Source organism: Micromonospora orduensis, from assembly GCF_006228125.1.
GTDB lineage: Bacteria > Actinomycetota > Actinomycetes > Mycobacteriales > Micromonosporaceae > Micromonospora > Micromonospora orduensis.
The window spans coordinates 1-26,856 of sequence record NZ_VDFY01000218.1 but is presented as its reverse complement, the minus strand read 5'-3'; the positions used below and the strand labels follow the sequence as shown (position 1 = coordinate 26,856).

Here is a 26,856-nt window from a genome sequence, read left to right as displayed (position 1 = left end):
TGCGGCATCGATTGTGTTTTGACCCCCTGGCCAGGGGTAGCAGGGCAAACGCCCGCTCGTAAGCGCTCCATGGAGGGGTTCGTCCAGTGGATTCCAGCAAGCCCGCCGAGGCTGTCAAGAACGTCGTGAAGACCGCCTCAGGAAAGATCGCCGACGCACTGACTCCGGAGGTGCCCGGCGCGCCTGGAAGCGCGCCGCCGACGATCGATGAGCCGACGACCCCGCACGACCCCCTGCCGCCGAAGCCGGAACAGGGCGCGCCGCAGACGCGTACGCCCACCGGCGCCGAGACCGGCGCGCCGACGACCGCGAACGGTCAGCAGGGCGCCTACCTGACCACCGCGAACGGCGCGCGGCTGCGCGACACCGACCACTCACTCAAGGCCGGACCACGCGGCCCGGTCCTGCTCCAGGACCACCACCTGCGCGAGAAGATCACCCACTTCGACCACGAGCGCATCCCGGAGCGTGTGGTGCACGCCCGTGGCGCCGGCGCGCACGGGGTCTTCACCGCGTACGGCACCGCCGAGGCGGTCACCCGGGCCGGCTTCCTGAAGAAGGGGCGGGAGACCGAGGTCTTCGTACGGTTCTCCACAGTCCTCGGCTCGCGCGGATCGGCCGACACCGTCCGCGACACCCGCGGCTTCGCCACGAAGTTCTACACCGACGAGGGCACCTTCGACCTCGTCGGCAACAACATGCCTGTCTTCTTCATCCAGGACGCGATCAAGTTCCCCGACATCATCCACGCCGGGAAGCCGCACCCGGACCGCGAGATCCCCCAGGCGCAGAGCGCCCACGACACCTTCTGGGACTTCGTCTCGCTGCACACCGAGGCGCAGCACCACACCATCTGGAACATGTCCGACCGGGGCATCCCCCGCTCGTACCGGACGATGGAGGGCTTCGGCGTGCACACCTTCCGCCTCGTCAACGAGGCCGGTGAGACGGTGCTGGCCAAGTTCCACTGGAAGCCGAAGCTCGGCGTGCACTCCCTGACCTGGGAGGAGGCGCAGATGCTCAGCGGCATGGACCCGGACTTCCACAGGCGCGACCTCTACGACGCCATCGAGGCCGGCGCGTACCCGGAGTGGGAGCTCGGCATCCAGGTCTTCCCGGACACCCCCGAGGAGACCTTCGCCGGCATCGACCTGCTCGACCCGACGAAGATCGTGCCGGAGGAGCTGGCGGAGGTGCAGCCGATCGGACGGCTGGTCCTCAACCGGACGCCGACGAACTTCTTCGCCGAGACCGAGCAGGTCGCCTTCCACCTGGGCCACCTGCCGCCCGGCATCGACGTCACGAACGACCCGCTGCTCCAGGGCCGGCTCTTCTCGTACGTCGACACGCAGCTCACCCGCCTCGGCGGGCCCAACTTCTCGCAGATCCCGATCAACCGGCCGCACGCCGCGGTGAACGACATGCTGCGCGACGGCTTCCACCAGCACGCCGTGCACGCGGGCGTGGCGCCGTACCGGCCGAACTCGCTGGACGGTGGCAACCCGTTCCCGGCCGGCGACGCCGAGCACGCGTTCGTCGACGTGCCCGTGACGGTGGCGCAGGCGCCGAAGGTCCGTGCCAACCCGGCGTCCTTCGACGACCACTACAGCCAGGTCCGCCTGTTCTGGCTGAGCATGTCGCCGGTGGAGCAGGAGCACATCATCCGCGCGTACACCTTCGAGCTGGGCAAGTGCTACCACCAGGCGATCAAGGAACGCCAGCTGCAGAGCCTGGCCAACATCGACCCGGTGCTGTGCGCGCAGGTCGCCACCGGCCTGGGCCTGCCCGCGCCGCAGCCGACCGCGCCGCTCGCCGACGTCACGCCCAGCCCCGCGCTGTCGCAGGTCGGCCGGGAGTGGCCCACCGACGGCCGTACCGTCGGCATCGTCGTGGACCCGGACGGTGACCTGGACGACCTCGGCGAGGTGCGGCGGGCCATCTTCGAGGCCGGCATGGTGCCGCTGCTGATCGCCCCGCACGGTGGCATGGTGGGCGACCTGCCGGTGCAGCGCACCTTCGCCACCGGCCGGTCCGTCGAGTTCGACGCCCTCCTGCTGGCCGGCGCTCCGACGCCCGCGCCGGACGCGATCCCGGCCCGCGACGCCAAGGCGGGCCGGCCGGGCCCGGCGACCGTGGACCCGCGCGTGCTGCTGCTCATCGAGGAGTGCTGGCGGCACGTCAAGGCGATCGGCGCCTGGGGCGCCGGCGTCACCGTCCTGGAGCAGGCCGGGGTGACCGGCACCCCCGGCACCGTCACTGCGGGCTCCGGCGCCGAGGCGCTGACCGCGGTCCAGCAGTTGATGGCCGCCCACCGGGTGTGGGAACGGTTCCCGGCCACGGTGGCCTGACACCGTCGGACGTCGACGAGGGCTGACCTCCCACCCGGGGAGGTCAGCCCTCGGTGCTGCGCCGACCCTGCGGCCCGGTCCGGCAGCCGTCAGCCGATGGCGGCCAGCCGAGGCAGCACCTCGTCGCCGAGCCGCTGGGCGAACTCCACGGGGTGCCGGTCCGGCGTGACCTGGACCTCGCTCACCCCGAGCGCCGCGTAGTCGGCCACCTCGGCGAGGAACCCGTCGAGATCTTCCAACGGCGGCCGGGACGCCAGCACGGTCTTCTCGATGCGGTCGTAGTCGCGGCCCTCAGCGGCACAGTGCCCCCGCAGCACCTCCAGCTTGTGCGCCACCCCCTGCGCGCCCGTACCGAACAGGTTGCAGGCGTCGGCGTACCGGGCGACCAGCAGCAGGGTCTTCTTCTCGCCACTGCCGCCGATCATGATGGGCGGGTGCGGACGGCTCAACGGCTGCGGCGAGTTGATCGTCTCGGTGAGCTGGTAGTGCCGCCCCTCGAACGGCCCGTTGTCGTCGCTCCACATCTGCCGGCAGATGCGCAACGTCTCCTCCAGCCGCTCGAACCGCTCGGCCACCGGCACCACTGGCACACCGAGACCGCGCTGCTCCCGCTCGTACCAGGACGCCCCGATGCCGAGCCGCGCCCGACCACCGGAGAGCACGTCGAGGGTCGTCGCGGTCTTGGCGAGCAGCCCCGGATAGCGGTACATCACACCGGTGACCAGCACACCCAGCGTCATCCGCTGCGTCCTGGCGGCAACGAAACCCAACGTCGTGTACGCCTCCAACATCGGTTCCTCGGCCGGGGCCATCGCCTCCATCTGGAAGAAGTGGTCCATCACCGTGAAGGACGCCACCCCGGCCTGTTCGGCGATGGTGGCGGCCTCGGCGAGGGTCGGCGCGATGGCAGCCGGATCGGCCGGGATCGAGTAGTTCCAGTAGTGCAGCCCGAGCTTCATGTTCGGCACCTCCGTACGCGAGCCTAGTGAGACCGCGTCGGCGGCGCGCGCCGCCGGGACAACGTCGCCGAGCCGCCCGGCGACGGCCATTACCTGTTCATGACAATTCGTGGATCACGCGCGGATATCCTGCTGACACCGTCGGTCGGGTGATCCGAGGAACGACTGCCACCGCCGACCGGCCCGATGCGGCGAGAGTCCGGTCCCACCGCCGCACCGGGATCGGCCCGGCCGCCGGAGCGCCGCGACGTGCCCAGTGGGCAGACGCCGCGAAGGGCGTCTGCATCATCCTGGTCGTCCTGTGGCACGTCGTCGTGAAGGACTACCTGCAGGTTGACTGGCACGTCGGCGTGCCGGTGCCCGGCCTGTGGGGGGCGTTGGGCGAGCAGTTCCTGCCGCTGCGGATGCCGCTGTTCTTCACCATCTCCGGCGTCTTCGCGGCGAACGCCGTGCGTCGGCCGTGGCGGGTCGTCGCCCGCGGCCGGGTCGCCGGTTTCCTCTACCTGTACGCGCTGTGGCTGCTGATCCACACCGTGGTCCTCGCCGTGGCGCCGGACTTCCCGACCGACCGGGCCACGTCCGCCCTGGGCCTGCTGGAGCAGCTCACCGTCACGCCCTCCAACCTCTGGTACCTGTACGCCCTGGCGCTCTACTTCACCCTGGCGAAGGCGACCCGTACGGCACCCCGCCTGCTGGTGCTCGTACCCGCCGGGGTGTTGTCCGCGGTCGCCGCCGCCGGCCTGCTGGAAACGCCAGGTAACCGCGCGGGCCTGTACCAGAACCTGGTCTTCTTCCTCGCCGGCCTGTACCTGCGGCCGCAGATCGAACGGTGGGCGGCCACCGCCACCGGGCGTCGGCTCGTCCTGACCTCGGGCGCCTACGGTCTCGCGCTCGCCGTGATGGCGGTGGCCGGCGCCCAACAGTGGTGGGGCGTGTGGCCGCTGGTGTCCGTCGTGGCTGTCGCGTTCGGTGTCACCGCCGCCGCGCGGCTGGAACGGTGGCCCACCCTCAGCGGTCGGCTCGCCACGCTCGGCCGCGTCACGCTGCCCGTCTACGTCATCCACATGCCCGTCCTGGCGGTGCTGCACCGGTTGCTGCACGAGCCGGTCTCCGGGCTGGGGGATGTCGGCCAGGGCCTGATCGTCCTCGGCTACCCCGTCGTGCTGACCGGGGTCGTGATCGGCACGAGTCTGGCCGTGCACCGGGGACTGCTGGCGGTACGCGCGGGCTGGCTGTTCGCCCTGCCCGGGACTCGCCGGCTGGAGCCGGCCCGATGAGCGCGTTGGCGCGGGCCGCGGTCGACCTCGGCGCGATCGCCGGGAACGTGCGGACCATCGCCGCGGTCACCGGCACCGACCTGATGGCGGTGGTGAAGGCCGACGGATTCGGCCACGGCGCGGTCCCGGTCGCCCGGGCGGCCCTGCGTGCCGGCGCCGGCTGGCTGGGCGTGACCTCGGCGTCCGAGGCGTTGGCGCTGCGCGACGCGGGCATCACGGCGCCCACGCTGAGCTGGCTGCACCGCCCCGACGACGACTTCGCTTCGTTGATCGCCGCCGGCGTCGACGTCGGCGTGTCGACGACGACCCACCTGCACGCGGTCGCGGCGGCCGCGCACCGGCTGGGCGCGCCCGCGCTGGTGCAGCTCAAGGCCGACACCGGCCTGGCCCGCAACGGGGCCGGCGGCGACGACTGGCCCGAGCTGGCCGGCTGGGCCCGCAAGTACGAGGTGGAGGGCTCGGTCCGGGTACGCGGCGTGTGGTCCCACCTGGCCGACGCGGACGTGCCGGGCAGTCCCGCCCTGGCCCGGCAGGTGACGACCTTCGAGGAGGCGCTGCGGGTCGCCCGTGGCGCCGGCCTCGACCCCGAACTGGTGCACCTGGCCAACTCGGCGGCCGCGCTGTCGGCGCCGACCACCCGATACGACCTCTGCCGGATCGGGCTCGCCCTCTACGGCGTGGACCCGTTCGGCGCGACCGGTCCCGGTGCGTTCGGACTGCGCGCCGCGATGACGCTGCGGACCACAGTGGTCAACGTCAAGCGGGTGCCGGCCGGCACCGGCGTCTCCTACGGACCGGAGTACGTGACGTGCGGCCGGACCACGCTGGCGCTGCTGCCGGTCGGCTACGCCGACGGGCTGACCAGGGCCGCCGAGGGCCGCGCGGCGGTGTGGCTGGGCGGTCGGCGGTGCCCGGTCGTCGGGCGCGTCGCCATGGACCAGTGCGTCGTCGACGCCGGGGACCTGCCCGTGTCGATCGGCGACCCGGTCGTGGTGTTCGGCCCCGCCGACGGTGAGCGGACCCCACCGACGGTCGGCGAGTGGGCCCGGTGGGCCGGCACCAACCCGCACGAGATCTTGACCGGCATCGGGGCCCGGGTGGCCCGCGATCACCACCACGAAGGGGCGGAGAGTTCATGACAACCCGACTGGCACTGCTGTACGGCGGGCAGAGCGGCGAGCACGAGGTGTCCCGCCGGTCGGCGGCGAGCATCCTCGCCGGGCTGGACCGCGACCGGTACCAGGTCACCGAGGTGCTCATCGGCCGCGACGGCGGCTGGCACGTCGACGGCCGCGCGACGCCGCTGCCCCATGCGCTGCGGGTGCTGCGCGCCCAGGACGTGGTGTTCCCGGCCCTGCACGGCCCCTACGGCGAGGACGGCACTGTCGCGTCGCTGCTGGAATGGCTCGGCGTGCCGTACGTCGGCAACGGGGTCTTCGCCAGCGCGGCCGGCATGGACAAGGGTGTCACCAAGCGGCTGCTCGCCGTGGAGGGCCTGCGGGTCAGCCCCGGCGTGACCCTGCGCCCCGGCGAGGATCTGACGGCGTCCGACCAGGGACGGCTGGATCTGCCTGTGTTCGTCAAGCCGGCGCGGGCCGGTTCCAGCCTGGGCGTGGTCAGGGTGACCGACTGGGCGGACCTGCCCGCCGCGCTGGAGCAGGCCCGCGCGGTCGACCCGAAGGTGCTGATCGAGCAGGGAGCGCGGGGGCGGGAGATCGACGTCGCCGTCCTGCAACACGCGGACGGCCGGGTGCAGGCCGGTCCGCCGCTGGAGATCCGGGTGAGCGGGGCGGGCTTCTTCGACTACGACGCGAAGTACGACGGCGGGGCCGTGTTCCAGATCCCCGCCCCGCTCGACGCGGCGACGACCGAGGTGCTCCAGGACCGGGCGATCCGCGCCTTCCACGCCCTGGACTGCCGTGGCCTGCTGCGCGTCGACTTCTTCCTGCCCGAGCACGGGTGGCGCGAGCCCATCGTGAACGAGGTGAACACCTTCCCCGGCTTCACCACGGCGTCCCAGTACCCGCAGATCTGGCAGCGGGCGGGACTGGAGTTCGCCGACCTGCTCGACATACTGGTCGACGGCGCGTTGGCCGACCACGGCCGGGCCCGCCCCGGCGCGGTCGTCCCGGTCACCTGATCGAGCAGGGCAGGGCCGGTCGGGCGCCGTCGGACCCGACGATGGTGACCGGGACGAAGTACTCCGCCTGACCGGCCTGCGCGGCGGCGTCGGCCACCGTGCAGATGATCTGGTCTGCCGCGTCGGTCGACAGCGGACGCACCGGCCCCGTCACCGTCACCGTGAGGCCGCCCGCTCCGCCCGACACCGCTGGCGGGGAGCCAGGCGCGGTGCCTGCCGGCGGGACGGAGGGGACCGCGCGCAGACCCGCCGGCACCTCGCTGGTGAACCCCTGGCGACGTTCGTACTCCTCCGGACCGGCCAGCAGCAGGGCCAGCGACGCCTCGGGCGAGGGCGATGGGTTCACCTTGGTCGGACGGACGACCACCGCGACCTGCCCGCGCCACAGCAGGTACAGCCGGATCCCCTGCGACGCGCCGGACTGCGCGGGCCGGCCGGTGATGACCTCGCTGGGCCGTACGCCGCAGCCCGCCACCAGCAGCGTGAGCAGGAGCCCGCCGGTGAGCAGCGGGCGGACCAGCACCCGTCGTACGCTCATCGGGCCTGCCCGGCGTCGTCCGCCGCCACCCGGGGCAGCCGGAGGGTGAACACCGCACCGCCGTTCGGGGCGTTGCCGGCGGTGAGGCTGCCCTGCTGCCCGGGGGCGCGGTGCAGTCGCGCGTTCTCCCAGGCGATGGCGAGTCCCAGGCCGCTGCCCTCGGACCGGGTTCGCGCGGTGTCGGCCTTGTAGAAGCGGTCGAAGACGTGCGCCAGCACCTCCGGTCGCAGACCCGGCCCCTCGTCGGCGACCTCGATGGTGAGCCAGTCCGGCTCCACGCGCAGGCGCAGGGACACCGGCTCGGCGCCGTGCCGGAAGGCGTTGCCCACCAGGTTGGCGACGATGACGTCCAGTCGGCGGGGATCGAGGCGGGCGACGACCCCGGGCGGCAGGTCCACGCGGACCCGGTCGGTCCAGCCGCGCAGCCGCAGGGTCGCGGTCACCGCGGCGGCCACGTCGACGTCGTCGAGAGCGAGCCGGGCCGTGCCCGAGTCGAACCTGCTGACCTCGATGAGGTCGTTGACCAGCTGGGTGAGGCTCTGCGTCTCCTGGCTGACCAGTCGCGCGGCCCGACCGGCGTCCCCGGGCAGCCGGTCGGCCTCCTCGTCCAGCACGTCGGTGACCGCCGTCATCGCGGCCAGCGGCGTACGGAGCTCGTGCGACACGTCGGCCACGAAACGGCGCGCGTCGGCCTCCATCCGGCGCAGCTCGCCGACCTGCCGTTCCAGGGTCGCCGCTGTGTTGTTGAAGGTCCGCGCCACGTCGGCCAGCTCGTCGGCTCCCCGCACCGACAGCCGCGTCGTCAGCCGGCCCTCGCCCAGACTGCGCGCCGCCCGGCCCAGTTCGCGTACCGGGCGCAGCACGCCCTGGGCCGCCAGCAGGGCCAACAGGACGGCGAGCACGAGGGAGAGCCCGCCGGTCAGCCAGGCCAGCGTGGCGAGCCGGTCGATGCTCTGCTGCTCGGGGGCGAGGCTGCGCACCGAGTAGACCTCCAGGCCGGACGGCAGGGACGCGCCGTCGGGTCGGTCCAGCTCCAGCTGGGTGCCGATGAGCAGCACCGGTTCCCCGTCGACCGAGACGCGTTGCCAGGCCACGACACCGTCCCGGACCGCCTGGCGCAGCTGCGGGGTGAGCAGGTCGGGCGCTTCGGAACCCTGCGCCCGCATGTCCCGGCACACGACCACCGCGTACCCCTCCCGATCGGAGAGGCGCTGGGCCAGCGTGTCGAGATCCTCCTGGGTGGGCGGAAGTTGACGCAGTGGGTAGAGCTGGGCGAGTTGGTCGGTCAGCGACATCACCGCGGCGTCCTGCGCCTGTTGGAGGATGACTGTCCGGGCCTGGAAGTAGCTGCCGCTGGCCACTACGGCCGTGGTGGTGACGCCCAGCAGGACGAAGGCCAGCAGCAGCCGGACCCGCAGGCCGAACGCGCGCGCGTCGGCCCAGCGCCGCGGTGTCACAGCGGCCCGAACCGGTACCCGAAGCCGCGGACGGTCTGGATGTACACCGGCGTGGACGAGTCGTCCTCGATCTTGGCGCGGACCCGCTGCACGCAGGCGTCAACGAGCCGCGAGTCGCCGAGGTACCCGTGCTCCCACACGGCCTCCAGCAACTGCTGGCGGCTCAGCACCTGCCCGGGCGTGTGCGAGAGTTCGAGAAGCAGGCGCAGCTCAGTCGGGGCGAGGCCGACCGGCACCCCGTCCTTGCTGACCACCAGCGCGGCACGGTCGATGCGCAGGCCGCCGTGCTGCTCCGGCCCGGACCGGTCGCCGGCGCCGCGGCGCGACTCGCCGGCGGTCCGGCGCAGCACCGCGCGGATGCGCGCCTCCAGGACGCGCGCCTGCACCGGCTTGACCACGTAGTCGTCGGCCCCCGCCTCCAGGCCCGCGACCACGTCCATGTCGTCGTTGCGGGCGGTCAGCATGATGATCGGCAGGTCGCCGAGCTGGCGGATCCGACGGCAGACCTCGAACCCGTCCATCCCGGGCAGCATCAGGTCGAGCACCACGACGTCGGCGGAGCCCCCGCGCACCCGTTCCAGCCCCTGCTCACCGGTGGCGACGGCGTCGACCGTGTGGCCCTGACGGGTCAGCGCCAGCTGCAATCCGTCACGCACCGTCTGGTGATCTTCGATCAGCAGGACCTGGGACATGTCACTAAGTATCGCATCATGAATGGGTTTAGCCTTTCGTCGATCGATCCGCCGGTCGGGCGAAGTCGACCGACCGCACCAGGTACACCGCCGATCCCACGGCCAGGACCGTCAGTCCGGCCACCGCCAGGACGGCGACGAGCACCCCGGGCGGCAGCGCCGCGCGCAGGCCGGGCACCACCAGCAGGAGCACGCACCCCAGCCCGAGCAGGCCGACCACCGCCTCGGTGAGCCCGGGCCGGACGGCGCCCCCGCCGGGGGCACCGGGCGTGGTCCGGACGACACCGGGCCGACCAACCAGCACGGCCGCGGCCAGACAGAACAGCGCGACCCCCAGCAGGACCCCGCCGAGCGCGTCGCTGAACCGGTGCCAGCCCGCGACCATGGTGGCACCGGCGATCACCGTGACACCCGCCGCGCCCGGCAACGCGATCCACCGCCGCGCCCGAGCGGGCACGACCAGCAGGAACGCCAACAGCAGGGTCGTCGCCGCCGCCACGTGACCACTGGGAAAGCTGTTGTGGGTGGTGGAGGTCTCGACCTGGAGCTCCGGGCGCAGCAGCGCCGACTTCGTCGCGCCGGCGACCAGCACCGCGCCCAGGACCATGCCCACGCCCACGAGGCCGGCCATCAGCCGCCGGCCGGCGAGACCCACCAGCAGCACCGCGCCGAGCAGGCCGGCCAGCGTCGTCGTGCTACCGAACGCGGCCAGCACGCTGCGGGCCGGGTCGAGCAGGGTGCTCGGCTGCGCGTACCCACCGCCGCGCTCCGCGCGCGGCAGGAGCAGCCCGTCCAGCCGCTGACCGGGGTACGTCCAGACGAAGAACGCGCCGGTGAGCCCCAGGCCGAGCAGGGCACAGACGGCCGCGCCGAGCAGCCGCGGGCTCGACGACACGGCCGCGCGGGCATCGGGCAGCGGCGGCGGGCCGGGCGTCGCCCGCCCGACGGAGTACGACGATCCGATGGACATGTCGAGCATGCTCGTCCCGGCAGGTGCCGGTGTGGTCCGCGGATTGTCTTCGTTCTGTCACAGTTTCCGCCTGCGCCGGCCCCGGCGTCGCGCCGGGCAACGAATTCACGTGCTTACATGCAACGATGTTTTACCCAGCCGAGACGCACCACCACTAGGGTCAAGACGCCGATCGATGTGGTGATCGGTGATGCGGAACACCATCCGGAGTGAGCTGGAACCGGAAGGGGTGGGAAAATGCCCGGAATTCCGGTCGCCTCCCTGGTCATCGGCATCGCGTCCTCGCCGGCCGAACGCCGACAACTGGCGCGACTGCTCGGTGGGAGCGACGCCTTCCTGATCGTCTCGAACGTCGACCAGGCGCGGGAATTCCTCGGCGTGGTCGAGATGCCTCCCGTCGTACCTCCCCCGGCCCGGGCCGTCCTCGCCGACGCGACGCCGAACCAGCCGCCGCCACCGGCCGACCTGACCGTCGACTCCGACCGCCGGGTGGTGCGGTGGCGGGACAAGGAGATCGACCTGACCCGGCTGGAGCACGACGTCCTGCTCTGCCTCGTCCACGCGCCCGGGCAGGTGTGGACGTACGAGCGACTGCACCTCGAGGTCTGGGGCAACCGCCACCTCGGTCGCGGCTCGGACATGCACTCGGTGGTCCGGCGGGTACGCCGCAAGCTCGCCCGGCTGAACGCGACAGCGACGATCCACGCGGTGCGCGGGGTCGGCTTCCGGCTCGCCCCCGTCTGATCCCCGGCACGGTCCGGCCCGCCTGGTCGACGACCAGGCGGGCCGGGATCGGTGTGCTACCACTCAGGTGTCAGCACCGCACGGGCGCCAACCCGAAGTTCTCCACAGTGGGCGTGGTGGTGTCGATCCTCGTCTGACGGGTCTGGGGCTTCCAGCCGTCCTTGGCGACGATCATCGTGAGCGGGTTGTTGCGGCGGTCCACCCAGTAGGCGTACCGGCCCTGGGCGTCGGTCGTGAAGGTCCACGACATGGCCCACGAGTCGACCTGGACCAGCGCGCCGGCGATCGGCGAGGACGCGCCCTGACAGCTGGTGCCGGTGACCGTACCCATCAGCTTGCCCCAGGTCTTCGGAGGGTTCGCCGTCATGGTGACCTCGACCGGCGCCACCGAGTAGGGCGTGTTCTCCTTGATCGTGACCGCGCCGGAGTACGTGCCCGGCTGGTCGACGTTCGCCGTCATCCCGACGGTGACCGTGACCTTCGCTCCCGGTGCGAGGGTGACCGTCGACTTGTCGATGGTCATCCAGCTGACGTCGGCCGCCGCCTCGGCACAGCCCTCGAAGCCCGGCAGCACCTCGCTGTCCGGCGCCGCGTTGAAGCTGCCGGACGAGCCGCCGATCTTGTAGAAGCCGCACGCCGCACCACCGCGGTAGCGCGCCGTGTTGGCGTTCGGCAGGTTGGACCACGAGCCGGCGGCCGGGTCGAAGGCGAAGCCGGCGTTGCTGATGGCCCCACCCTGCGAGCCACCGACGACGAGGAGCTTTCCGTTGGCGACCGCGTAGGAGCTGGCCCAGTTGTCGGCCGGCGCGTCGGCGACGGCGGTCCAGGTGTTGGCACCCGGGTCGTACGCGTAGCTGGCCTTCTGCGCGGCGGAGCCGTCGTTGCCACCGGTGCAGTAGACGATGCCGTCGATCCCGCCGCAGGAGGCGAAGGCCACCGACTTCGGGTAGTTGGCAAGCGTCTCCCAGCTGTCGCTGGCCGGGTTGTACCGGACGACGCTGTTCGACATCGGCAGGCAGTCCGCCGTGGTGCAGCCACCGATGGCGTACAGCTTGCCGTCGGCGACGGCCTGCCCGGCGGCGGCGCGCGGCGCCGGGTTGTCGGCCAGCTCCGTCCAGGTGTTCGCCCCCGGGTCGTACGACCAGGTGGCGGAGTCGGGGCCCTCGTCGGCCCAGCCACCGGTCGCGATGATCTTCCCACCGACGACGCCCACGGTCAGGGCGTTGCGGGCGCCGGGAAGGTCGGCGATCGCCGTCCAGGTCTGCGCGACCGGGTCGTAGGCGTAGTTCTTCGTGGTGGAGGCGTTTCCGTCGCCACCGCCGATCGAGTACACCTTGCCGTCCAGGTTGACCACCCGGTTGTCCATGATGTTCGCCGGGAAGTCGGTGATGTCGGTCCACGGTGCGGCCTGCGGACCGGCCGCGGCGACGGCCGCGGTGGCCGCCTTGCCGGACGCCCTGGCGGCGACCGACGTCGCGACCTTGAGCCGCTGCTCCGGCGCGCCGCTGCTGCCGAGCACCTGCTGCCTGGTGACCGTGGACCCGTCCGCCCGCAGGAGTTCGAACCCGTTGTCGCGCTCACCGAACCCGACCTCGACCGGGGCGCCGCCGGTGTTGGTCACCGTGAACGTCCTGCTGGCCTTGCCGCTGGGCATCTGGAGCGTCGCGCTGAGCTGCGTCGGCGTCACCGACAGCCGGCCGGCCGCGAGCTGGAAGTTCGCGGCGGTCGCCCAGTCGGCCTCGACGTCGACCTGCTTGGTCTGGCTGACGTAGTTGCCGGCCGACGCGGTGAACGGGTGCGTGCCGGTCAGCGTGGAGTAGATCCAGTAGAAGCCGTCGGGCAGCCCCGGGTCGTCCGGGGTCGCCACGGTGACGGCCTTCTCCGCGGGCCGGTCCTTGCTGGTGACGGTCGCGCCGTTGACGTAGCTGCTGTCGTTCTTGTCGCGGACGTTGCCGACCACCAGCCCACCGTCGACCGGCACACAGGTGACCTGGCTGCCGATCAGGACGTTGTCGACCTCCCACCACCACTCGTACGAGGCGTCGTAGTAGTGGAAACGGACCTGGACCTGCGCCTTGCCGGCCGCCTGCGGGATCGGGATCTCGGTCACCCTCGGCCCCCGGACGTCGGTCTCCTGGCGGAGCACGTTCGTCCAGGTGGCGCCACCGTCGATGCTCAGGTCGACGTCGGCGGTGTCCTCGTCCAGCTGGTTGAAGTCCTGGTTGAAGCGGATGACCGGGGCCGTGACGGCGGTCAGGTCGACCACCGGGCTGACCAGCGAGGTGTCCTGGCTGGTGCCCGCGCCGTAATCGTCACTGTCGATCATGGCGAAGTTGCCGCTGCCGCCGGTCAGGTTGCCCCGGCCGCCGTCGTCGGTGAACTTCCAGACCTGCCCGCTACCCGCGTTGTCCACCACCGTCCAACCGGCCGGCGTGGTCGTGCCGTCGAACGTCTCGTACTCACCGTCGGACCCGAAGGTGTAGCCGGGCGCGGTCGTGCAGGTGGTGGTGTCCACCGGCACGGCGACGTTGGCGGTGGCGTTGCCCGAGCCGACCACGACCTGCTTGGTGACGGTCTGGTAGCCGGGGTACTGGGGCTCGTACCTCAGGGTGTACGTCTGCCCGGCCGGCAGCTTGATGCTGTAGCGGCCGTTCGACGGGGTGGTGTAGTCGTAGACGCCCGAGACGCCCGTCACGGTGACCTTCGCGTACAGCGGCCAGCCGTGCCCGGAACCGTCGGTGACGGCGCCTGTGACGTTGACGCTCGGCACCGGCGTGAGCGCGACGGTGAGCGTCGTGGTCGCGCCGTCGGTGACCGTGGCCGTCCTGGTCGTGCCGCCGTAGCCGAACGCCGCCACGGCGACCTGGTACTCGCCGGTCGGGAGCTGGGTCGAGAACGTCCCGTCCGCCCCGGTGGTGATCTCCCGGGCGGTCGGGCCGGTGAGCGTCAGCGTCGCACCGGCGATCGGGGCGCCGGTGGCCGCGTCGGTCACCGTGCCGGCCAGCGTGCCGATGTCACCTGTGGGCGCGGCGTTGAGCAGCGCGAGCGCGTCCAGCAGGCCCTCGCCGTAGACGTTGTTGTCGGCCGCGGTGCCGCCACACTGGGTGTCGGACTTGTCGATCGCGGCGCCGTTGAGCAGCGCCCGGGTCGCGGTGATGTCACCGACCAGCGACGGCGCCGCCGAGTACAGCAGCGCGATCGCGCCCGCCAGGTGCGGTGCCGCCATCGAGGTGCCGCTGATACTGCCGTAGGCACTGCCCGGGATGCTCGACCGGATGTTCACCCCCGGAGCCGAGATGTTGGGCTTGATCTCGCCGTTCTGGCCGGTACCCCGGCTGGAGAACCCGGCGATGTTGTTGTTGATGTCGTACGCGCCGGTCGAGTAGTTGCTGGCCAGACTGCCCGGCGAACCACTGGTCTGGCAGGCCGGTCCGCTGTTGCCGTTGGACCAGACGCCGAAGATGCCCGAGGCGGCCCAGGCCAGCGTCACGTCCTCCATGAAGGGCTCGTTGGACGGATCCCGCGTGCCCCACGAGTTGTTGATGATGTTCGGCCGCTTGCTGGCGTCCGGGTTCTGGCCGGTGAGGTCGGTCGGCTCGAGCATCCACTGACCGGACTCGACGAGCGCGGCGTCGCTGGGGCAGCAACCGTTCGCCGCGATCCACCTGACCCCGGGCGCGACACCGATCTGGTTGGCGCCGGCGGAGCCGGCCATGGTGCCCATCGTGTGCGTGCCGTGTCCATCGTTGTCACAGGGGGCGGCAGTACACGATCCGGCGGCGTTGAACCAGTTGTAGTTGTGGTCGAACGTGCCGTCGCCGTTGTTGCCCCGGTAGGAGTTGACAAGCGCCGGGTGGTCGAACTGGACGCCGGTGTCGATGTTGGCGATGGTGATGCCCTCGCCCCTGACCCCGTACTGGGACCAGACGTCGTCGGCGTTGATGTTCGCGACGCCCCACTCCAGGGCGTTCACGGTCTTCTCGTCGGTGCCCTTGATGGTCTCGGGAACCTTGTAGGCGACCGGGGCGTAGAGGCCCTCCACCTCGGCGTGGTTGGCGAACTTCTGCGCCATCGCCAGGGAGCCGCTGCTGACCTTGATGGCGTTGGTCGCCCAGAAGGTCTGGTACTTCGCCCCCGAGCCGTCCAGTTCGGCGCGGACCCGGCCCTGGCTCTCGGCGGCCGTCCTGCGCAGCGCGTCCGCGACGGCGGTGCCCCGCTTCGCCCAGTCCTTGACGGCGCTGGCCTTGCTCAGGTCCGCCCGGTCCGTGAACCGGATCCAGAAGTCCCCTTCGCTCTTGGCCTGGAGCTGCTTGGCGAGGTCCGGACGGATCTTGTCGCCCGGAGCGGTGCCCACGCCCATCCCACCGGGCGCGGCCTGCGCGCCCGAGCCGGTACTGGCCAGACATGTGGCGGCGAGGATCATCGCCGCGCCGGCGCTCACCAGTGATCTGGCTGTGCGCCGCCATTGTGGACGTCTGAACATCGGTGCTGCCTCCCTCAGAACGGCCCAGGGTGAAGATGGGCCATGGTGGACCTCCCCATGCACCGCGCGGGTCACGCCGGTTGCCCGAGTGGACACTATGATCGAGAAGAAAGGACGATCAAGAACTTGCCGTGAGCAACTTGTCGCTAACGGTTGCCATGCTGGCGGGGCGCCTGCCCATCATTGTCAGGACCATGACGAGAGCTGGGCAGGGATGCCCTTCGATCCCGGGCGGTGTGGTGGCCGAGGACGAGGACGCTGCGGTGGACGAGGCGGAACCGGCTGACGAGCCGTTCCCGCTGCTGATCGCGGTGACCCCGTCGCCGGCCGAGCGCATCCGGCTCGCGGAGCGCCTCGACGGCATCGCCCCCCTGCTGCTGGTGGCCGATCTCGACGAACTGCGCCGGCTCATCGCGGCGCCGGCGCAACCACCCGGAACTCCGACCGCGCCACCGGCCGTACCGGCGCCCGCCGCCACCACCGAACCCGCCCTGGTCATCGACTCGGCCCGCTGCACCGCACGGTACGCAGGCCGCGAGGTCGACCTGACCCGCTTGGAACATGACCTGCTGGCCTGCCTGACCGCCGAACCGGTCCGGGTCTGGAGCTACGCCGAGCTGCACCTGTCGGTCTGGCACGACGAGGGGCGCGAGCGCAAGGCGGACGTGCAGTCCCTCGTCAAGCGGCTGCGGCGCAAGCTGCTCAGCCTGGGCACCAACGCCACGATCGAGGCGGTACGCGGCGTCGGTCTGCTGCTCACCGACCGGCAGAAACCCCGGATCGGCCGCGCCTGACACCTGCCTGATGTGGGCAGCTCGCGCGTCAGATCAGCCCGGCGCGGGTCCACAGCAACCGACCCGGCCCAGCCACCAGGCCGGCGCTCGCGAGGTGGTCGTACACCCTCGACGCCGACCAGCGCAGGGTCTCCCGCCAGTGCGGGTTGGCCCGAGCGGCCGCCCGACCCACCTCCGGCTCGATGCCCACCGCGGCGTACGCCTTCGGGTTCACCAGGCGGTTGGCGATCGTGTAGGCGGCGCGACCGACCAGCAACCGGGCGAACGCCATGCCGATCGGGCCGGTGGCGGCGACCTGGCGGGCCAGTTCGTCGCGGGCGAACCGGACGTGCCGCGCCTCCTCGACCACGTGGATGCGCGAGACCATCCGGATCAGCGGCTGGAGCGACTCGTCGGCCATGATCTCGCGTTGGAACGCGTCGAGGATCTCCTCGGCGATGAGGATCGCGGCGTACATCCGGGGGCCGCTGGCGGTGGCCTTGAGGTACCGGCCGAGCCAGTGGTCGACGGCGTTCGCGCGGTAGACGGGGCAGCCGGTCGCCTCGATGAGCCGGCCGAACATGATCGAGTGCCGGCACTCGTCGGCGACCTCGGTCAACGCGTACTGGGCCTGCCGGCTGGTCGGATCGTCGTCGTAGTACTGCCGGATCAGCATCTGCATGAGGATCGTCTCGAACCACAGCCCGGCGCTGGCGGCGCTGGCCACCTCGTGCTTGGTGAGTTCGATCCGCTGCTCCTCGCTCAACCCGGACCAGAGCGGGGTGCCGTAGAGGCTGCTGCGGTGCGGCGGAAGCCAGTAGGCGCCCGGGGTGTGTGGGGCGTCCCAGTCGATCTCGACCACGGGGTCGTAGCTGGTCCGCAGCGACGAGGTGAGCAGTCGCTCGGCGACCGCAGCGCCCTGGGGTTCCGCCGTCTCCATGGTTCCTCCATATTGACGTGACGACCGGTAACTGTTACGAGTAGTAGCATGCAATCGCCGCGCAAGGATGTCAATGGATCCGACGCGCCTGACGCATCCGGCGCCGGCGCCCCGAAAGCGAAGGGCAACGGCCGCCGGGACCGCTGGGCCGACCATCGCGAGCAGCGCAGACAGGCGCTCGTCGGCGCCGCCGTACAGGCCCTGCTGCGGCACGGACCCGAGGTCGACATGGACCAGGTGGCCGCCATCGCCGGCGTCAGCAAGCCGGTGCTCTACCGCTACTTCACCGACAAGACGCAGCTGTGGATCGCGGTGAGCGAGGTGGTGGCGGCCCGGGTCGTCGACGCCATCGCGCCCGCGATCGACCAGGTCCGAGAGGAACGCGCCCTGGTCGAGGCGACGATCGACGCGTACCTCGGCGTGATCGAGTCACAGCCCGCGCTCTACCGGTTCCTCATGAGCCAGTCCGGGCAACCCGGCATCCACCAGGTCGTCGCCGGGACCAGCCGGCAGGTAGCCGCCGGGCTGGCCCGAGTGATCGGCGACCGGCTGCGCGCGCTCGGCCTGGACGCCGGCCCGGCCGAGCCCTGGGCGTACGGCCTGGTGGGTTTCGTGCAGGCGGTCGGCGACTGGTGGACCACACACGGGCAGCCGATCAGCCGCAGCGCCCTCACCGACTACCTGACCACCCTGCTCTGGAGCGGGATCGAGGGCGTCCGGGCCAGCGCTGACCTGCCGCCCGAGCTGACCCGCGCCCACGAGCGGATCGTGCCGTGAGCTACCACGGTCCGGCGAGCATCGCGGGCACCCCGGTACGGGCGCACCTCAGCGGACGGTGGGAACCCGTCGACGGCCGCTTCCACTGGGGTGGGCGCATCGAGCCCGACCCGACAGTGGCACGACTGCTGCGCTCCGGTCGCCGCGACGTCGAGCTGCGCATCGCCGACCGGGCCCGACCCGCCCGACTGGCCGAGGTCGACCCGTGGGGCGGCGTACGGATCACCGGCGTGGGTGATCCGCCCTGGCCGTCGCCGGCCGGACCGGACGTCGCGTCCGAGCATCTGGAGGACTGATGGAGACAGACGTTGCCATCGTCGGGGCCGGTTTCGGCGGCCTGGGCGCGGCCATCGCCCTGCAACGGGCCGGCTTCACCGACTACCTCGTCTTCGACCGGGGCGACGACGTCGGCGGCACCTGGCGGGACAACACCTACCCGGGCTGCGCCTGCGACGTCCCGTCGCACCTCTACTCCTTCTCCTTCGCCCCCAATCCCCGCTGGTCCACCACCTTCTCCAGCCAGCCGGAGATCAGGGACTACCTGCGCGGCTGCGTCGACCGCTTCGGCATCGGCCCGAAGGTGCGGCTGCGCCACGAGGTGCACGAGGCACGCTGGGACGACAAGCGCCAACGCTGGCTGCTGCGCACCTCCGGCGGCGACCACACCGCCCGGGTGCTGATCTGGGCGACCGGCCCCCTGAGCGAGCCCGCCATCCCCGACCTGCCCGGCATCGACGAGTTCGCCGGCACGGTCTTCCACTCCGCCCGCTGGCGGCACGACCACGACCTGACCGGCCGCCGTGTCGCGGTCATCGGCACCGGCGCGTCGGCGGTCCAGTTCGTGCCGCGGATCCAGCCGGCCGTCGAGAGACTGACGCTGTTCCAGCGCTCCCCCGCGTGGATCATGCCGAGGCGCTCGCGCCGGATCAGCCGGATCGAGCAGGCCGCGTTCCGCACCGTGCCCGGCGCGCAGCGGGCCGCCCGGGCCGGGCTCTACCTGCTCCGCGAGACCATGGGCCTGGGCTTCCTGCACCCGACGGTCAACCGCCTCGCCGCACGGCTGTCCCTGCGGACGCTGCGGCGCCAGGTCACCGACCCGGCCCTACGGGACAAGCTCACCCCCCGGTACGCGATGGGCTGCAAACGGGTCCTGATCTCGAACGACTACTGGCCGTCGCTCACCCGGCCGAACGTCGACGTGGTCACCGACAGCATCGCCCGGGTCGTGCCGGACGGCCTGGTCACCGCCGACGGCGTGCACCACCCGGCGGACACGATCATCCTCGGCACCGGTTTCCACGTCACCGACTCCCCCGTCGTGCGGCGCATCCACGGAGGCGGCGGGTGCAGCCTGGGTACGGCCTGGGCGCCCAGCATGCACGCGTACCGGGGCACGACAATCGCCGGCTTCCCCAACCTGTTCTTCCTGCTCGGCCCGAACACCGGGCTCGGGCACACCTCGGTGGTGCTGATGATCGAGGCGCAGCTGCGCCTGGTGCTCGCGGCCCTGCGCCACCTGCGGGCCACCGGCGCGCAGGCCATCGAGCCGACCACTGAGGCGCAACGACGCTGGACCGAACAGATCGACAGGAAGATGGCCGGCACCGTCTGGCAGACCGGCTGTTCGAGCTGGTACCTCGACGCCACCGGCCGCAACACCACCATCTGGCCGGGCTTCGCCACCAGCTTCCGGATGCGGTTGCGCCGGTTCCGCCCCGCCGACCACCGGCTCATCACGGCCGACCACAGCCCCAACGAACCGGAACGGGAGCACGCCGATGCGGTATGACCTGGCGGGCCGGACCATCTTCATCACCGGGGCGGCACGCGGCATCGGCGCCGAGCTGGCCCGCGCGGCCGTCGCCCGGGGCGCCCGGGTCGCCCTGGCGGGTCTGGAGGGCGAGCGGCTCCGGCAGCTCGGCGAGGTCCTCGACGCGCACTGGTACGAGTGCGACGTCACCGACCAGGCGGCGCTGGACGCCGCAGTGGCCTCCACCGTGGACCGGTTCGGCGGTGTCGACGTGGTCGTCGCGAACGCGGGCATCGCGAACCTCGGCACCGTGGCCGTGGGGCCGGTCGACGCGTTGGTGCGTACCGTCGAGGTGAACCTCTGCGGCGCGATCCGCACGGTCAGCGCGGCCCTGCCGCACGTCACCGCCGCCCGGGGTCACGTCCTGATCGTCTCCTCCGCCGCCGCCTTCACGGCGATGCCCGGCATGGCCGCCTACTGCGCGTCCAAGGCGGGCGTGGAGCAGTTCGCCAACGTGCTGCGCCTGGAGACCCGCGCCGCCGGCGTCACCGTCGGCACCGCGCATCCGATCTGGATCGACACCGACCTGGTCCGCGACATCCGCGCCGACCTGGCGTCGTTCAACGCCACGCTGCGCCGGTTGCCGTGGCCACTGTCCACGGTGGTTCCCGTCGAGCAGTGCGTCGACGCCCTGCTGAACGGCATCGAACGCCGCAGACGCAAGGTGTACGTGCCACGGTCGCTGGCCCTGGTGCAGGCGCTGCGGCCGGTGGTGCTCAGCGGCTTCTCAGATGCGCTGATCACCAGGTTCGGCGGCCGGACGATGGTCGGTCAGATGGAGGACGAGGTACGCCAGCTCGGCCGCTCCTTCGGCAGGTCGTCCGTGGAGGGGCGCGGATGAGCATCCACTTCCGTCGCGCGGGCAGCGGTGAACCGCTCGTGCTCATCCACGGCATCGGTCACCGCCACCAGGCGTGGGAGCCCGTGTTCGACCGGCTCGCCGCCCACCACGAGGTGATCGCCCTCGACCTGCCCGGCTTCGGAAACTCACCGGTGCCCGGCACCGGGATGCCCGCCGACATGGCCGCCACCGTCGCCGCGATGCTGCCCGTCCTGACCGAGTGGGGGCTGGAGCGTCCGCATGTGGCCGGTTACAGCCTCGGTGGGGCGATCGGTCTGGAGCTCGCCGCCACCGGGGCGGTCGCGTCGGCCACCGCCTTCTCCCCCGCCGGATTCTTCACACCGGCGGAGCGGCGCCGGGCGCTGGCCATCCTCAGGATGCTGCGGGCCAACTCGCGCCTGCCCACCCCGATCATGCGGGTCGCGTTGCGCTCGGCGTACCTGCGGGCGTTGTGCTTCGCACCGCTGATGGCCCGCCCGACACTGTTGGACGTCGACCGCGCGGTGGGCGACGCGCTCGCCCTGCGGCGAGCGGTGGGCTTCAACGCCGTGGCCCGAGCCGCCCGCGACTACCGCTTCGACTGCCTCCGGCTGGCCGACGCGGCGGTGCAGGTGACCATCGGCTGGGGCGACCGCGACCGCATCTTCGGCGTCCACCAGGCCGAGCGCGCCCGGGCCGGGCTGCCGGCGGCCCGCGTGGTGACGCTGGCCGGCTGCGGACACGTGCCGATGAGCGACGACCCGGACCTGGTCGCCGCGCTCATCCTGGAGACCACCGGCGCCGTGCCCCGCGCGCAGGGACCGGACCCGTCCATGGCCGCCTAGCGGCGGCGCAGCGGGAGACGGCAGCCTCCCCACCACTGGCGCACCGATGCCTCCGCGCCGCTTTCCCGGTAACCACGAAACGTGAACCTCACGACACGTAACGTGAGATGAAGCCGGTCAACGGCTGACGCCAGACGTGCGCCGAGGGCCGCCACCGTCGCGGCGCCGCTCGGTCAACTGCCGCGCCGGACAGCTCTGTACCGCCGCCGGCCCACGCAGCCGCAGGAGGCTCGGACGATGCCCATGCTGTCGGTCTTCGATCCTCGACACACTGTCGCTCCCCCGGGATACAGCCGCTGGCTCATCCCGACCGCGGCGCTGGCCGTGCACGTGTGCATCGGGCAGGTCTACGCGACGAGCGTCTACAAGAACTCCCTCATCGCGCACTTCGACACCAGCCAGACGGCGATCGGTGCGATCTTCAGCATCGCCATCGTCATGCTGGGTTCGTCCGCGGCGGTGGGTGGACGGTGGGTGGAACGCAACGGGCCACGCCGGGCGATGTTCGTCTCCGCCTGCTTCTGGGCCGTCGGCTTCCTCGTCGGCGCGCTCGGCATCGCCACGGACCAACTGTGGCTGCTCTATCTCGGGTACGGCGTCATCGGCGGCATCGGGCTCGGAATCGGCTACATCTCGCCGGTCTCGACCCTGATCAAGTGGTTCCCGGACCGGCCGGGCCTCGCCACCGGCCTCGCCATCATGGGGTTCGGCGGCGGCGCCCTGGTCGCCGGCCCGCTCGCACGCCAACTGCTCTCGCTCTACGACCCGGACTACAACCCCGCCAACCCGGCGGCCGTCGCGTCGGGCCACGCGCTCGTGGCGCTCTTCGTCACATTCGGCATCGGCTACTTCGTGATCATGATGTTCGGCCCGTTCAACGTCCGGGTTCCGGCGCCGGACTGGCGGCCCGCCGGATTCGACCCCGCGACCATCGCCAGTCGCCCTCTGGTGACGAGGGCGAGCGTGTCCGCGACGAATGCCGTGCGTACCCGGTCGTTCTGGCTGCTGTGGATCGTGTTGTTCTGCAACGTCACGGCCGGCATCGGCATCCTGGAGCAGGCCAGCCCGATGATCCAGGACTTCTTCCGGGACAACGGGACCGCCACCACCGTCTCGGTGACGGCGGCCGCCGGTTTCGTGGGAGTGCTGTCCCTGTTCAACATGGCAGGGCGGTTCGTCTGGTCGACGACCTCCGACCTCATCGGCCGCAAACCCATCTACATGGTGTACCTCGGCGTCGGCATGGTGCTGTACGTGCTGCTCGCCGTGGCCGGCCACTCCGCGACCGCCGTCTTCGTGCTGATCGCCGCTGCGATCATCTCCTTCTACGGCGGTGGCTTCGCCACCATGCCCGCGTACCTGCGCGACCTGTTCGGCACCTTCCAGGTCGGCGCCATCCACGGCCGGATCCTGACCGCCTGGTCGGCCGCGGGTGTCGCCGGCCCACTGATCGTCAACGGGATCCTCGACACCCAGGGCAAGCCCGGCACCCTCACCGCCTCGGCGTACCGGCCCGCGCTGTTCACCATGGTCGGCATTCTGGCCATCGGCTTCATCGCCAACCTGCTGGTCCGTCCGGTGCCCGACCGGTTCCACGAGCCGGACCGGGGACCGACGTCACCCGTGGCCAAGGCCACTGTCACCGAGCCGGTCGCCCTCGGCCCGCAGAGCAACCCTCCGGTACCGCAGCACGTCGGTACCCAGACCGGGCGGCTCTGGGTGTCGTGGCTGCTCGTCGCGGCACTGCTCGGCTACGGCATCGTCCAGACCGCCATCACCGCCGCGAAACTGTTCACCAGCTGACGTGTCGCGCCCGTTCAGGGCCGGATCGCGGGGCCGTTCTTCTCATCGAGTCTCTCCCGCTGGGGCACGACCGTGTACTTCGGGTCGCGCGCCGAGACCCGGCCCGCCTCGAAGACGCCGAACCGGGTGGCCACCGACGAGGCCACGAGGGCCGCGCCGGCGATCGCCGCCAGAAGCCGGCTGCAGCGGCTCACCAGCGCCGCGGCGGTGCCCACGGTGAGCAGTACGCGCCCCGCGGTGATCATCCGGCCGCTGCGGCCACGCGCGTACGGCTCACCGGTCAGACCCAGCCGCTCCAGCCGCCGTCCGCCGACCATCTCGACTGTCGCGCCGGCGAGGGCGAGTCGCCGCAGCGGGGCTGTCTGCGTGGCCGGCGCCGCGATCAGGCCGACCCCGGACGCGGCGGCGAGCGCGCTTCCGGCGAAGACGAACGGCAGCGACGGGTAGGCGTCGTGCCAGGACGGCACGGCCGTGTCGGCGAGGAGCACCCCGGTGTACGTGGCCAGCGCCGGCGCGACGGCGGCGGCGGCCAGACCGGCGGCGTGGCCGACCGGGGGCGCCAGCCGGCGGGCGAGGCCGAGCACGCCGTGCTGTGGGAGCAGCGGCGCGAGTTCGGCGACCGCCGCCACCCCGGCCAGTGGCCCGAACGCGGCGAGGATCCAGGTGCCGACGGACATGGGCGAGGTCAGCTTCGCGACCCGCAGCATGTGGTGGAACCGGTCCGGCCGCCCGAGGTCGTGAACCAGCAGGTACGTGCTGGCGGTGACACCGCCGAGGGCCGTCCAACGGCCGACTGTGCGCAGCTCGGGACGGCCGGTCACCTGTGCGCCGGCACCGATCAGCGCGCCGCCGGCGGCGAGGCCGCCGGTGAACAGGTACCCGGCGATGTCGTGCTTCCAGACCGGCGGTTTGAGCACCGGCCGGCCGTAGTAGGAGCTGAAGTCGGCGGGCGGGACGGTGAGCTGTTCGCCGTCCCCGCCGCGTCCCCGCCGCCGGTGCCCGTCGGACGATGTCGTGTCCGTCATGGCCGCCTGCCCAGGAACGCGACCACCGTGACGGCGGCCATCGTCATCGCGGCGAGGCCTGCGCGTTTCCACATGGCCGGCAGGTCACGGGTGGTCACGATCGGGTCCGGTGGCAGCCCGTACACCTCAGGCTCATCCAGCAGCAGGAAGAACGCGGCGTCGCCACCCACACCGTCGTTCGGGTCCTCCCCGTACAACCGCGCCTCGGGCACACCCCGCTCGTGCAACGTCTCGACCCGGGCGGCAGCACGTTCGCGCAACTCCTCCAAGGGCCCGTACTGGATCGATTCCGTCGGACACGCCTGCGCGCACGCCGGCGTCATCCCGGCCCCGAGCCGGTCGTAGCACAGCGTGCACTTCCACGCCCGACCATCACCCTTGCGCTGATCGATGACCCCGTACGGGCACGCCGAAATGCAGTAGCCGCAGCCGTTGCAGATGTCCTCCTGCACCACCACCGTGCCGAACTCGGTCCGGAACAACGAACCCGTCGGACACACATCCAGACACGCCGCATGCGTGCAGTGCTTGCACACATCCGACATCATCAACCAGCGGAAATCCGTCCGCCCCTGCGCACCAGAACCCCGCCCCGGCGGCTGCGCACCAGGCATCCCCAGAAACTCCGGCCCGGCCGACATGCGTGTCGCCGCGGCGGGCGAGCCGGGCGGCAGGCCCGGATCCGTTCCGGTGTCGCTGCTGGTCCGCGCACCGACCGCCGCCGTCGCCGGGCTGACCGACGGCCCGTCCGGTTGCCCCTCGAACGCCGGGATCTCCTGGCCCGTCGAGCGGGGCTGCTCGACGAACGCGACGTGCCGCCACGAGTTCGCTGTCAACGCCCCGGTGTTGTCGTACGACATGCCCAGCAGGTCGAGGCCGCTCTCCGGGACGAGATTCCACTCCTTGCAGGCCACCTCGCATGCCTTGCAGCCGATACACACGCTGGTGTCGGTGAAGAACCCCATCCGGGGTGGCGCGTCCACATAGCCGGCGTCGGGCGCCGGGTCCAGCGGCCCGTACAGGGCGTTGGCGTGGGGCATCGGTCAGCCCTCCTGGTCGCTGCTGCTGTCGGCGACGTCGGTCGTGACCACCGGTGGATAGCGGTGGCTCAGGTCCCCCGACCGCCGCCGGTAGTCGTAGACGAGGTCCCGCAGATCCGGTCCTCTCGGGCGTCGTCCGGGCCGGATGTCGCAGGTGCCGACCTTGCTCTCCTGGATCAGCACGTTCGGGTCCAGGCTGATGCCGAACAGGTCGTTCGCCGAGTCGCCGGTCACGAGGCCCTCGTAGCCGAAGTGGTACGGCACCCAGACCTGGTGGATGACCCGGCCGTCGACCCGCAGCGGGGTGACGCGGTCGGTCACTAGGACCCGCGCCTCGATGGCCGCACGGGTGGTGATCAGGTGCGCCCAGCCGAGGTGGTCGAGTCCGCGTTCGGCCGCCAGCTCCGGCGACACCTCGACGAACATCTCCGGCTGCAACTCCGCCAGCGGCGACACCGTCCGGCTCATCCCACCAGCCGTGTGGTGCTCGGTGAGTCGGCTGACCGTGAACACGAGGGGGAAGACGTCGCTGTGGTCCTCCGGCGGGCTCGGGTTCAGCGTGTTGATCGGGTGGGTGTAGACCTTCCGGGTCGGGTTGGCCTGCTGGCGGTACAGCGGGTTGCGCACCGGCGACTCCACCGGCTCGTAGTGCGTCGGCAGCGGCCCGTCCAGGACACCACTGGGCGCGTACAGCCAGCCCTTTCCGTCCCCCTGAAGGATGAACGGGTCGTCGCCCGCGATGCCCGCCACGCCCGCCGTGTTCGGCGGCGGCCGGTACGACGGCGCTTTGGTCTTCTCGAAGTCCGGCACGTCGTAGCCGGTCCACTCGCCCTTGTCGGGGTCCCACCAGACGTACTTCTTGCGTTCGCTCCACGGGTTGCCGTCCGGATCGGCGGAGGCGCGGTTGTAGAGGATGCGGCGGTTCGACGGCCAGGCCCAGCCCCACTCCAGAGCCACCAGGGACTGCTCGGCGCCGGGTTTGCGGCGGGCCGCCTGGTTGACGCCGTCGGCGTACACGCCCGTGTAGATCCAGCAGCCGCCGGCGGTGGAGCCGTCGTCCTTCATCTCGGTGGAACTCGAGAGCGGCCGGCCGCTGGCCACGTCGTACCCGTTGATCTCGTACAGCACCGACTCGGCGCTCGGCTCCGCGTGCGGGCCGTGCGTCGGATAGTTCCAGTTCAGGTCGAGCAGCGCCCGGTCCCGGGGACGGGTCGACTGCGCCAGCCGTTCCCGGATGATGCGGCCGAGGTGGTAGAAGAACCACAGCTCGGAGCGCGCGTCGCCCGGCGGCTCGACGGCCTTCTCCCGCCACTGCAACAACCGCTGCGTCTGGGTGAACGTGCCCTCCTTCTCCACGTGCGAGGCGGCGGGCAGGAAGAACACCTCCGTCCGGCACTCCTCTGGCACGATCTCAC

Annotated in this window: 22 protein-coding genes; 12 read left to right on the top strand and 10 right to left on the bottom strand. The window is 71.8% G+C overall.

Features of this window, described 5'->3' with window-relative positions; genetic code table 11:
• Nucleotides 1–86: 86 nt before the first annotated feature.
• Nucleotides 87–2,348 carry a catalase gene (locus FHG89_RS24940; RefSeq protein ID WP_139586844.1) on the top strand — a complete coding sequence of 754 codons (2,262 nt, stop codon included), beginning with the start codon at nt 87–89 and terminating at the stop codon, nt 2,346–2,348.
• Between the two features lie 89 nt (nt 2,349–2,437).
• Here the strand turns inward: FHG89_RS24940 and FHG89_RS24935 are convergent, their stop codons facing one another.
• Nucleotides 2,438–3,397, bottom strand: coding sequence for an LLM class F420-dependent oxidoreductase (locus FHG89_RS24935; RefSeq protein WP_244295807.1), 960 nt, complete (start codon nt 3,395–3,397; stop codon nt 2,438–2,440).
• Nucleotides 3,398–3,456: 59 nt separating this feature from the next.
• On the opposite strand from FHG89_RS24935, the gene FHG89_RS24930 reads away from it, so the two are divergent.
• From FHG89_RS24930 to FHG89_RS24920, 3 genes are read left to right on the top strand one after another with little or no spacing between them, the layout of a single operon-like run.
• Complete coding sequence (locus FHG89_RS24930) at nt 3,457–4,584, top strand: acyltransferase family protein (RefSeq protein ID WP_139586843.1); 1,128 nt, start codon at nt 3,457–3,459, stop codon at nt 4,582–4,584.
• Nucleotides 4,581–5,723 (top strand): alanine racemase, encoded by a 1,143-nt coding sequence (gene alr / locus FHG89_RS24925; RefSeq protein ID WP_139586842.1) that lies wholly within the window; start codon nt 4,581–4,583, stop codon nt 5,721–5,723. The genes FHG89_RS24930 and alr overlap by 4 nt, the downstream gene beginning before the upstream one ends.
• Nucleotides 5,720–6,724 carry a D-alanine--D-alanine ligase family protein gene (locus FHG89_RS24920; RefSeq protein WP_139586841.1) on the top strand — a complete coding sequence of 335 codons (1,005 nt, stop codon included), beginning with the start codon at nt 5,720–5,722 and terminating at the stop codon, nt 6,722–6,724. The genes alr and FHG89_RS24920 overlap by 4 nt, the downstream gene beginning before the upstream one ends.
• Here FHG89_RS24920 and FHG89_RS24915 read toward each other — a convergent pair.
• The 4 genes from FHG89_RS24915 to FHG89_RS24900 are packed head-to-tail and all read right to left on the bottom strand — an operon-like array spanning nt 6,717 to nt 10,381.
• Nucleotides 6,717–7,262, bottom strand: coding sequence for a hypothetical protein (locus FHG89_RS24915; RefSeq protein ID WP_139586840.1), 546 nt, complete (start codon nt 7,260–7,262; stop codon nt 6,717–6,719). The genes FHG89_RS24920 and FHG89_RS24915 overlap by 8 nt on opposite strands.
• Nucleotides 7,259–8,719, bottom strand: a complete 1,461-nt coding sequence (locus FHG89_RS24910) for a sensor histidine kinase (protein WP_139586839.1) — start codon at nt 8,717–8,719, stop codon at nt 7,259–7,261. The genes FHG89_RS24915 and FHG89_RS24910 overlap by 4 nt, the downstream gene beginning before the upstream one ends.
• Nucleotides 8,716–9,411, bottom strand: a complete 696-nt coding sequence (locus tag FHG89_RS24905) for a response regulator transcription factor (RefSeq protein ID WP_139586838.1) — start codon at nt 9,409–9,411, stop codon at nt 8,716–8,718. Before FHG89_RS24905 ends, FHG89_RS24910 begins: the two co-directional genes overlap by 4 nt.
• Nucleotides 9,412–9,439: 28 nt before the next feature.
• On the bottom strand, nt 9,440–10,381 hold the full coding sequence (locus tag FHG89_RS24900) for a phosphatase PAP2 family protein (RefSeq protein WP_167517517.1): 942 nt from the start codon (nt 10,379–10,381) through the stop codon (nt 9,440–9,442).
• Between the two features lie 237 nt (nt 10,382–10,618).
• Between FHG89_RS24900 and FHG89_RS24895 the strand changes: the two genes are divergently transcribed.
• Entirely contained in the window at nt 10,619–11,125 is a 507-nt protein-coding gene (locus tag FHG89_RS24895; protein ID WP_139586836.1) for a winged helix-turn-helix domain-containing protein, read from the top strand.
• A gap of 70 nt (nt 11,126–11,195) precedes the next feature.
• Here FHG89_RS24895 and FHG89_RS24890 read toward each other — a convergent pair whose 3' ends face one another.
• Nucleotides 11,196–15,566, bottom strand: a complete 4,371-nt coding sequence (locus FHG89_RS24890) for a S8 family serine peptidase (RefSeq protein WP_244295804.1) — start codon at nt 15,564–15,566, stop codon at nt 11,196–11,198.
• A gap of 236 nt (nt 15,567–15,802) precedes the next feature.
• Between FHG89_RS24890 and FHG89_RS24885 the strand changes: the two genes are divergently transcribed.
• Nucleotides 15,803–16,402: a winged helix-turn-helix domain-containing protein gene (locus FHG89_RS24885; RefSeq protein WP_139586834.1), complete on the top strand. Its 600-nt coding sequence runs from the start codon at nt 15,803–15,805 to the stop codon at nt 16,400–16,402.
• Between the two features lie 28 nt (nt 16,403–16,430).
• On the opposite strand, the gene FHG89_RS24880 is transcribed toward FHG89_RS24885, so the two are convergent.
• A complete protein-coding gene (locus tag FHG89_RS24880) occupies nt 16,431–17,321 on the bottom strand; it encodes an AurF N-oxygenase family protein (protein WP_139586833.1) in 891 nt (296 codons plus the stop codon).
• A gap of 48 nt (nt 17,322–17,369) precedes the next feature.
• Between FHG89_RS24880 and FHG89_RS24875 the strand changes: the two genes are divergently transcribed.
• The 6 genes from FHG89_RS24875 to FHG89_RS24850 all read left to right on the top strand — a co-directional run bounded on the left by FHG89_RS24875 (nt 17,370) and on the right by FHG89_RS24850 (nt 23,376).
• Nucleotides 17,370–18,098, top strand: coding sequence for a TetR family transcriptional regulator (locus tag FHG89_RS24875; RefSeq protein WP_139586832.1), 729 nt, complete (start codon nt 17,370–17,372; stop codon nt 18,096–18,098).
• Nucleotides 18,095–18,394, top strand: coding sequence for a DUF4873 domain-containing protein (locus FHG89_RS24870; RefSeq protein WP_139586831.1), 300 nt, complete (start codon nt 18,095–18,097; stop codon nt 18,392–18,394). Before FHG89_RS24875 ends, FHG89_RS24870 begins: the two co-directional genes overlap by 4 nt.
• Nucleotides 18,394–19,887: a flavin-containing monooxygenase gene (locus tag FHG89_RS24865; RefSeq protein WP_139586830.1), complete on the top strand. Its 1,494-nt coding sequence runs from the start codon at nt 18,394–18,396 to the stop codon at nt 19,885–19,887. Before FHG89_RS24870 ends, FHG89_RS24865 begins: the two co-directional genes overlap by 1 nt.
• The gene (locus tag FHG89_RS24860; RefSeq protein WP_139586829.1) at nt 19,877–20,749 is read left to right on the top strand and encodes an SDR family oxidoreductase; all 873 of its coding nucleotides are present in this window, start codon (nt 19,877–19,879) and stop codon (nt 20,747–20,749) included. The genes FHG89_RS24865 and FHG89_RS24860 overlap by 11 nt, the downstream gene beginning before the upstream one ends.
• On the top strand, nt 20,746–21,573 hold the full coding sequence (locus FHG89_RS24855; protein WP_139586828.1) for an alpha/beta fold hydrolase: 828 nt from the start codon (nt 20,746–20,748) through the stop codon (nt 21,571–21,573). The genes FHG89_RS24860 and FHG89_RS24855 overlap by 4 nt, the downstream gene beginning before the upstream one ends.
• Nucleotides 21,574–21,816: 243 nt before the next feature.
• Nucleotides 21,817–23,376 carry an OFA family MFS transporter gene (locus FHG89_RS24850; protein ID WP_139586861.1) on the top strand — a complete coding sequence of 520 codons (1,560 nt, stop codon included), beginning with the start codon at nt 21,817–21,819 and terminating at the stop codon, nt 23,374–23,376.
• Nucleotides 23,377–23,390: 14 nt separating this feature from the next.
• Here FHG89_RS24850 and nrfD read toward each other — a convergent pair whose 3' ends face one another.
• From nrfD to FHG89_RS24835, 3 genes are all read right to left on the bottom strand, one after another.
• On the bottom strand, nt 23,391–24,401 hold the full coding sequence (gene nrfD / locus FHG89_RS24845; RefSeq protein WP_139586827.1) for an NrfD/PsrC family molybdoenzyme membrane anchor subunit: 1,011 nt from the start codon (nt 24,399–24,401) through the stop codon (nt 23,391–23,393).
• Complete coding sequence (locus FHG89_RS24840) at nt 24,398–25,441, bottom strand: 4Fe-4S dicluster domain-containing protein (RefSeq protein ID WP_139586826.1); 1,044 nt, start codon at nt 25,439–25,441, stop codon at nt 24,398–24,400. The genes nrfD and FHG89_RS24840 overlap by 4 nt, the downstream gene beginning before the upstream one ends.
• A 3-nt stretch (nt 25,442–25,444) precedes the next feature.
• The coding region (locus tag FHG89_RS24835; protein WP_167517516.1) for a molybdopterin dinucleotide binding domain-containing protein at nt 25,445–26,856 on the bottom strand (1,412 nt) is incomplete at its 5' end.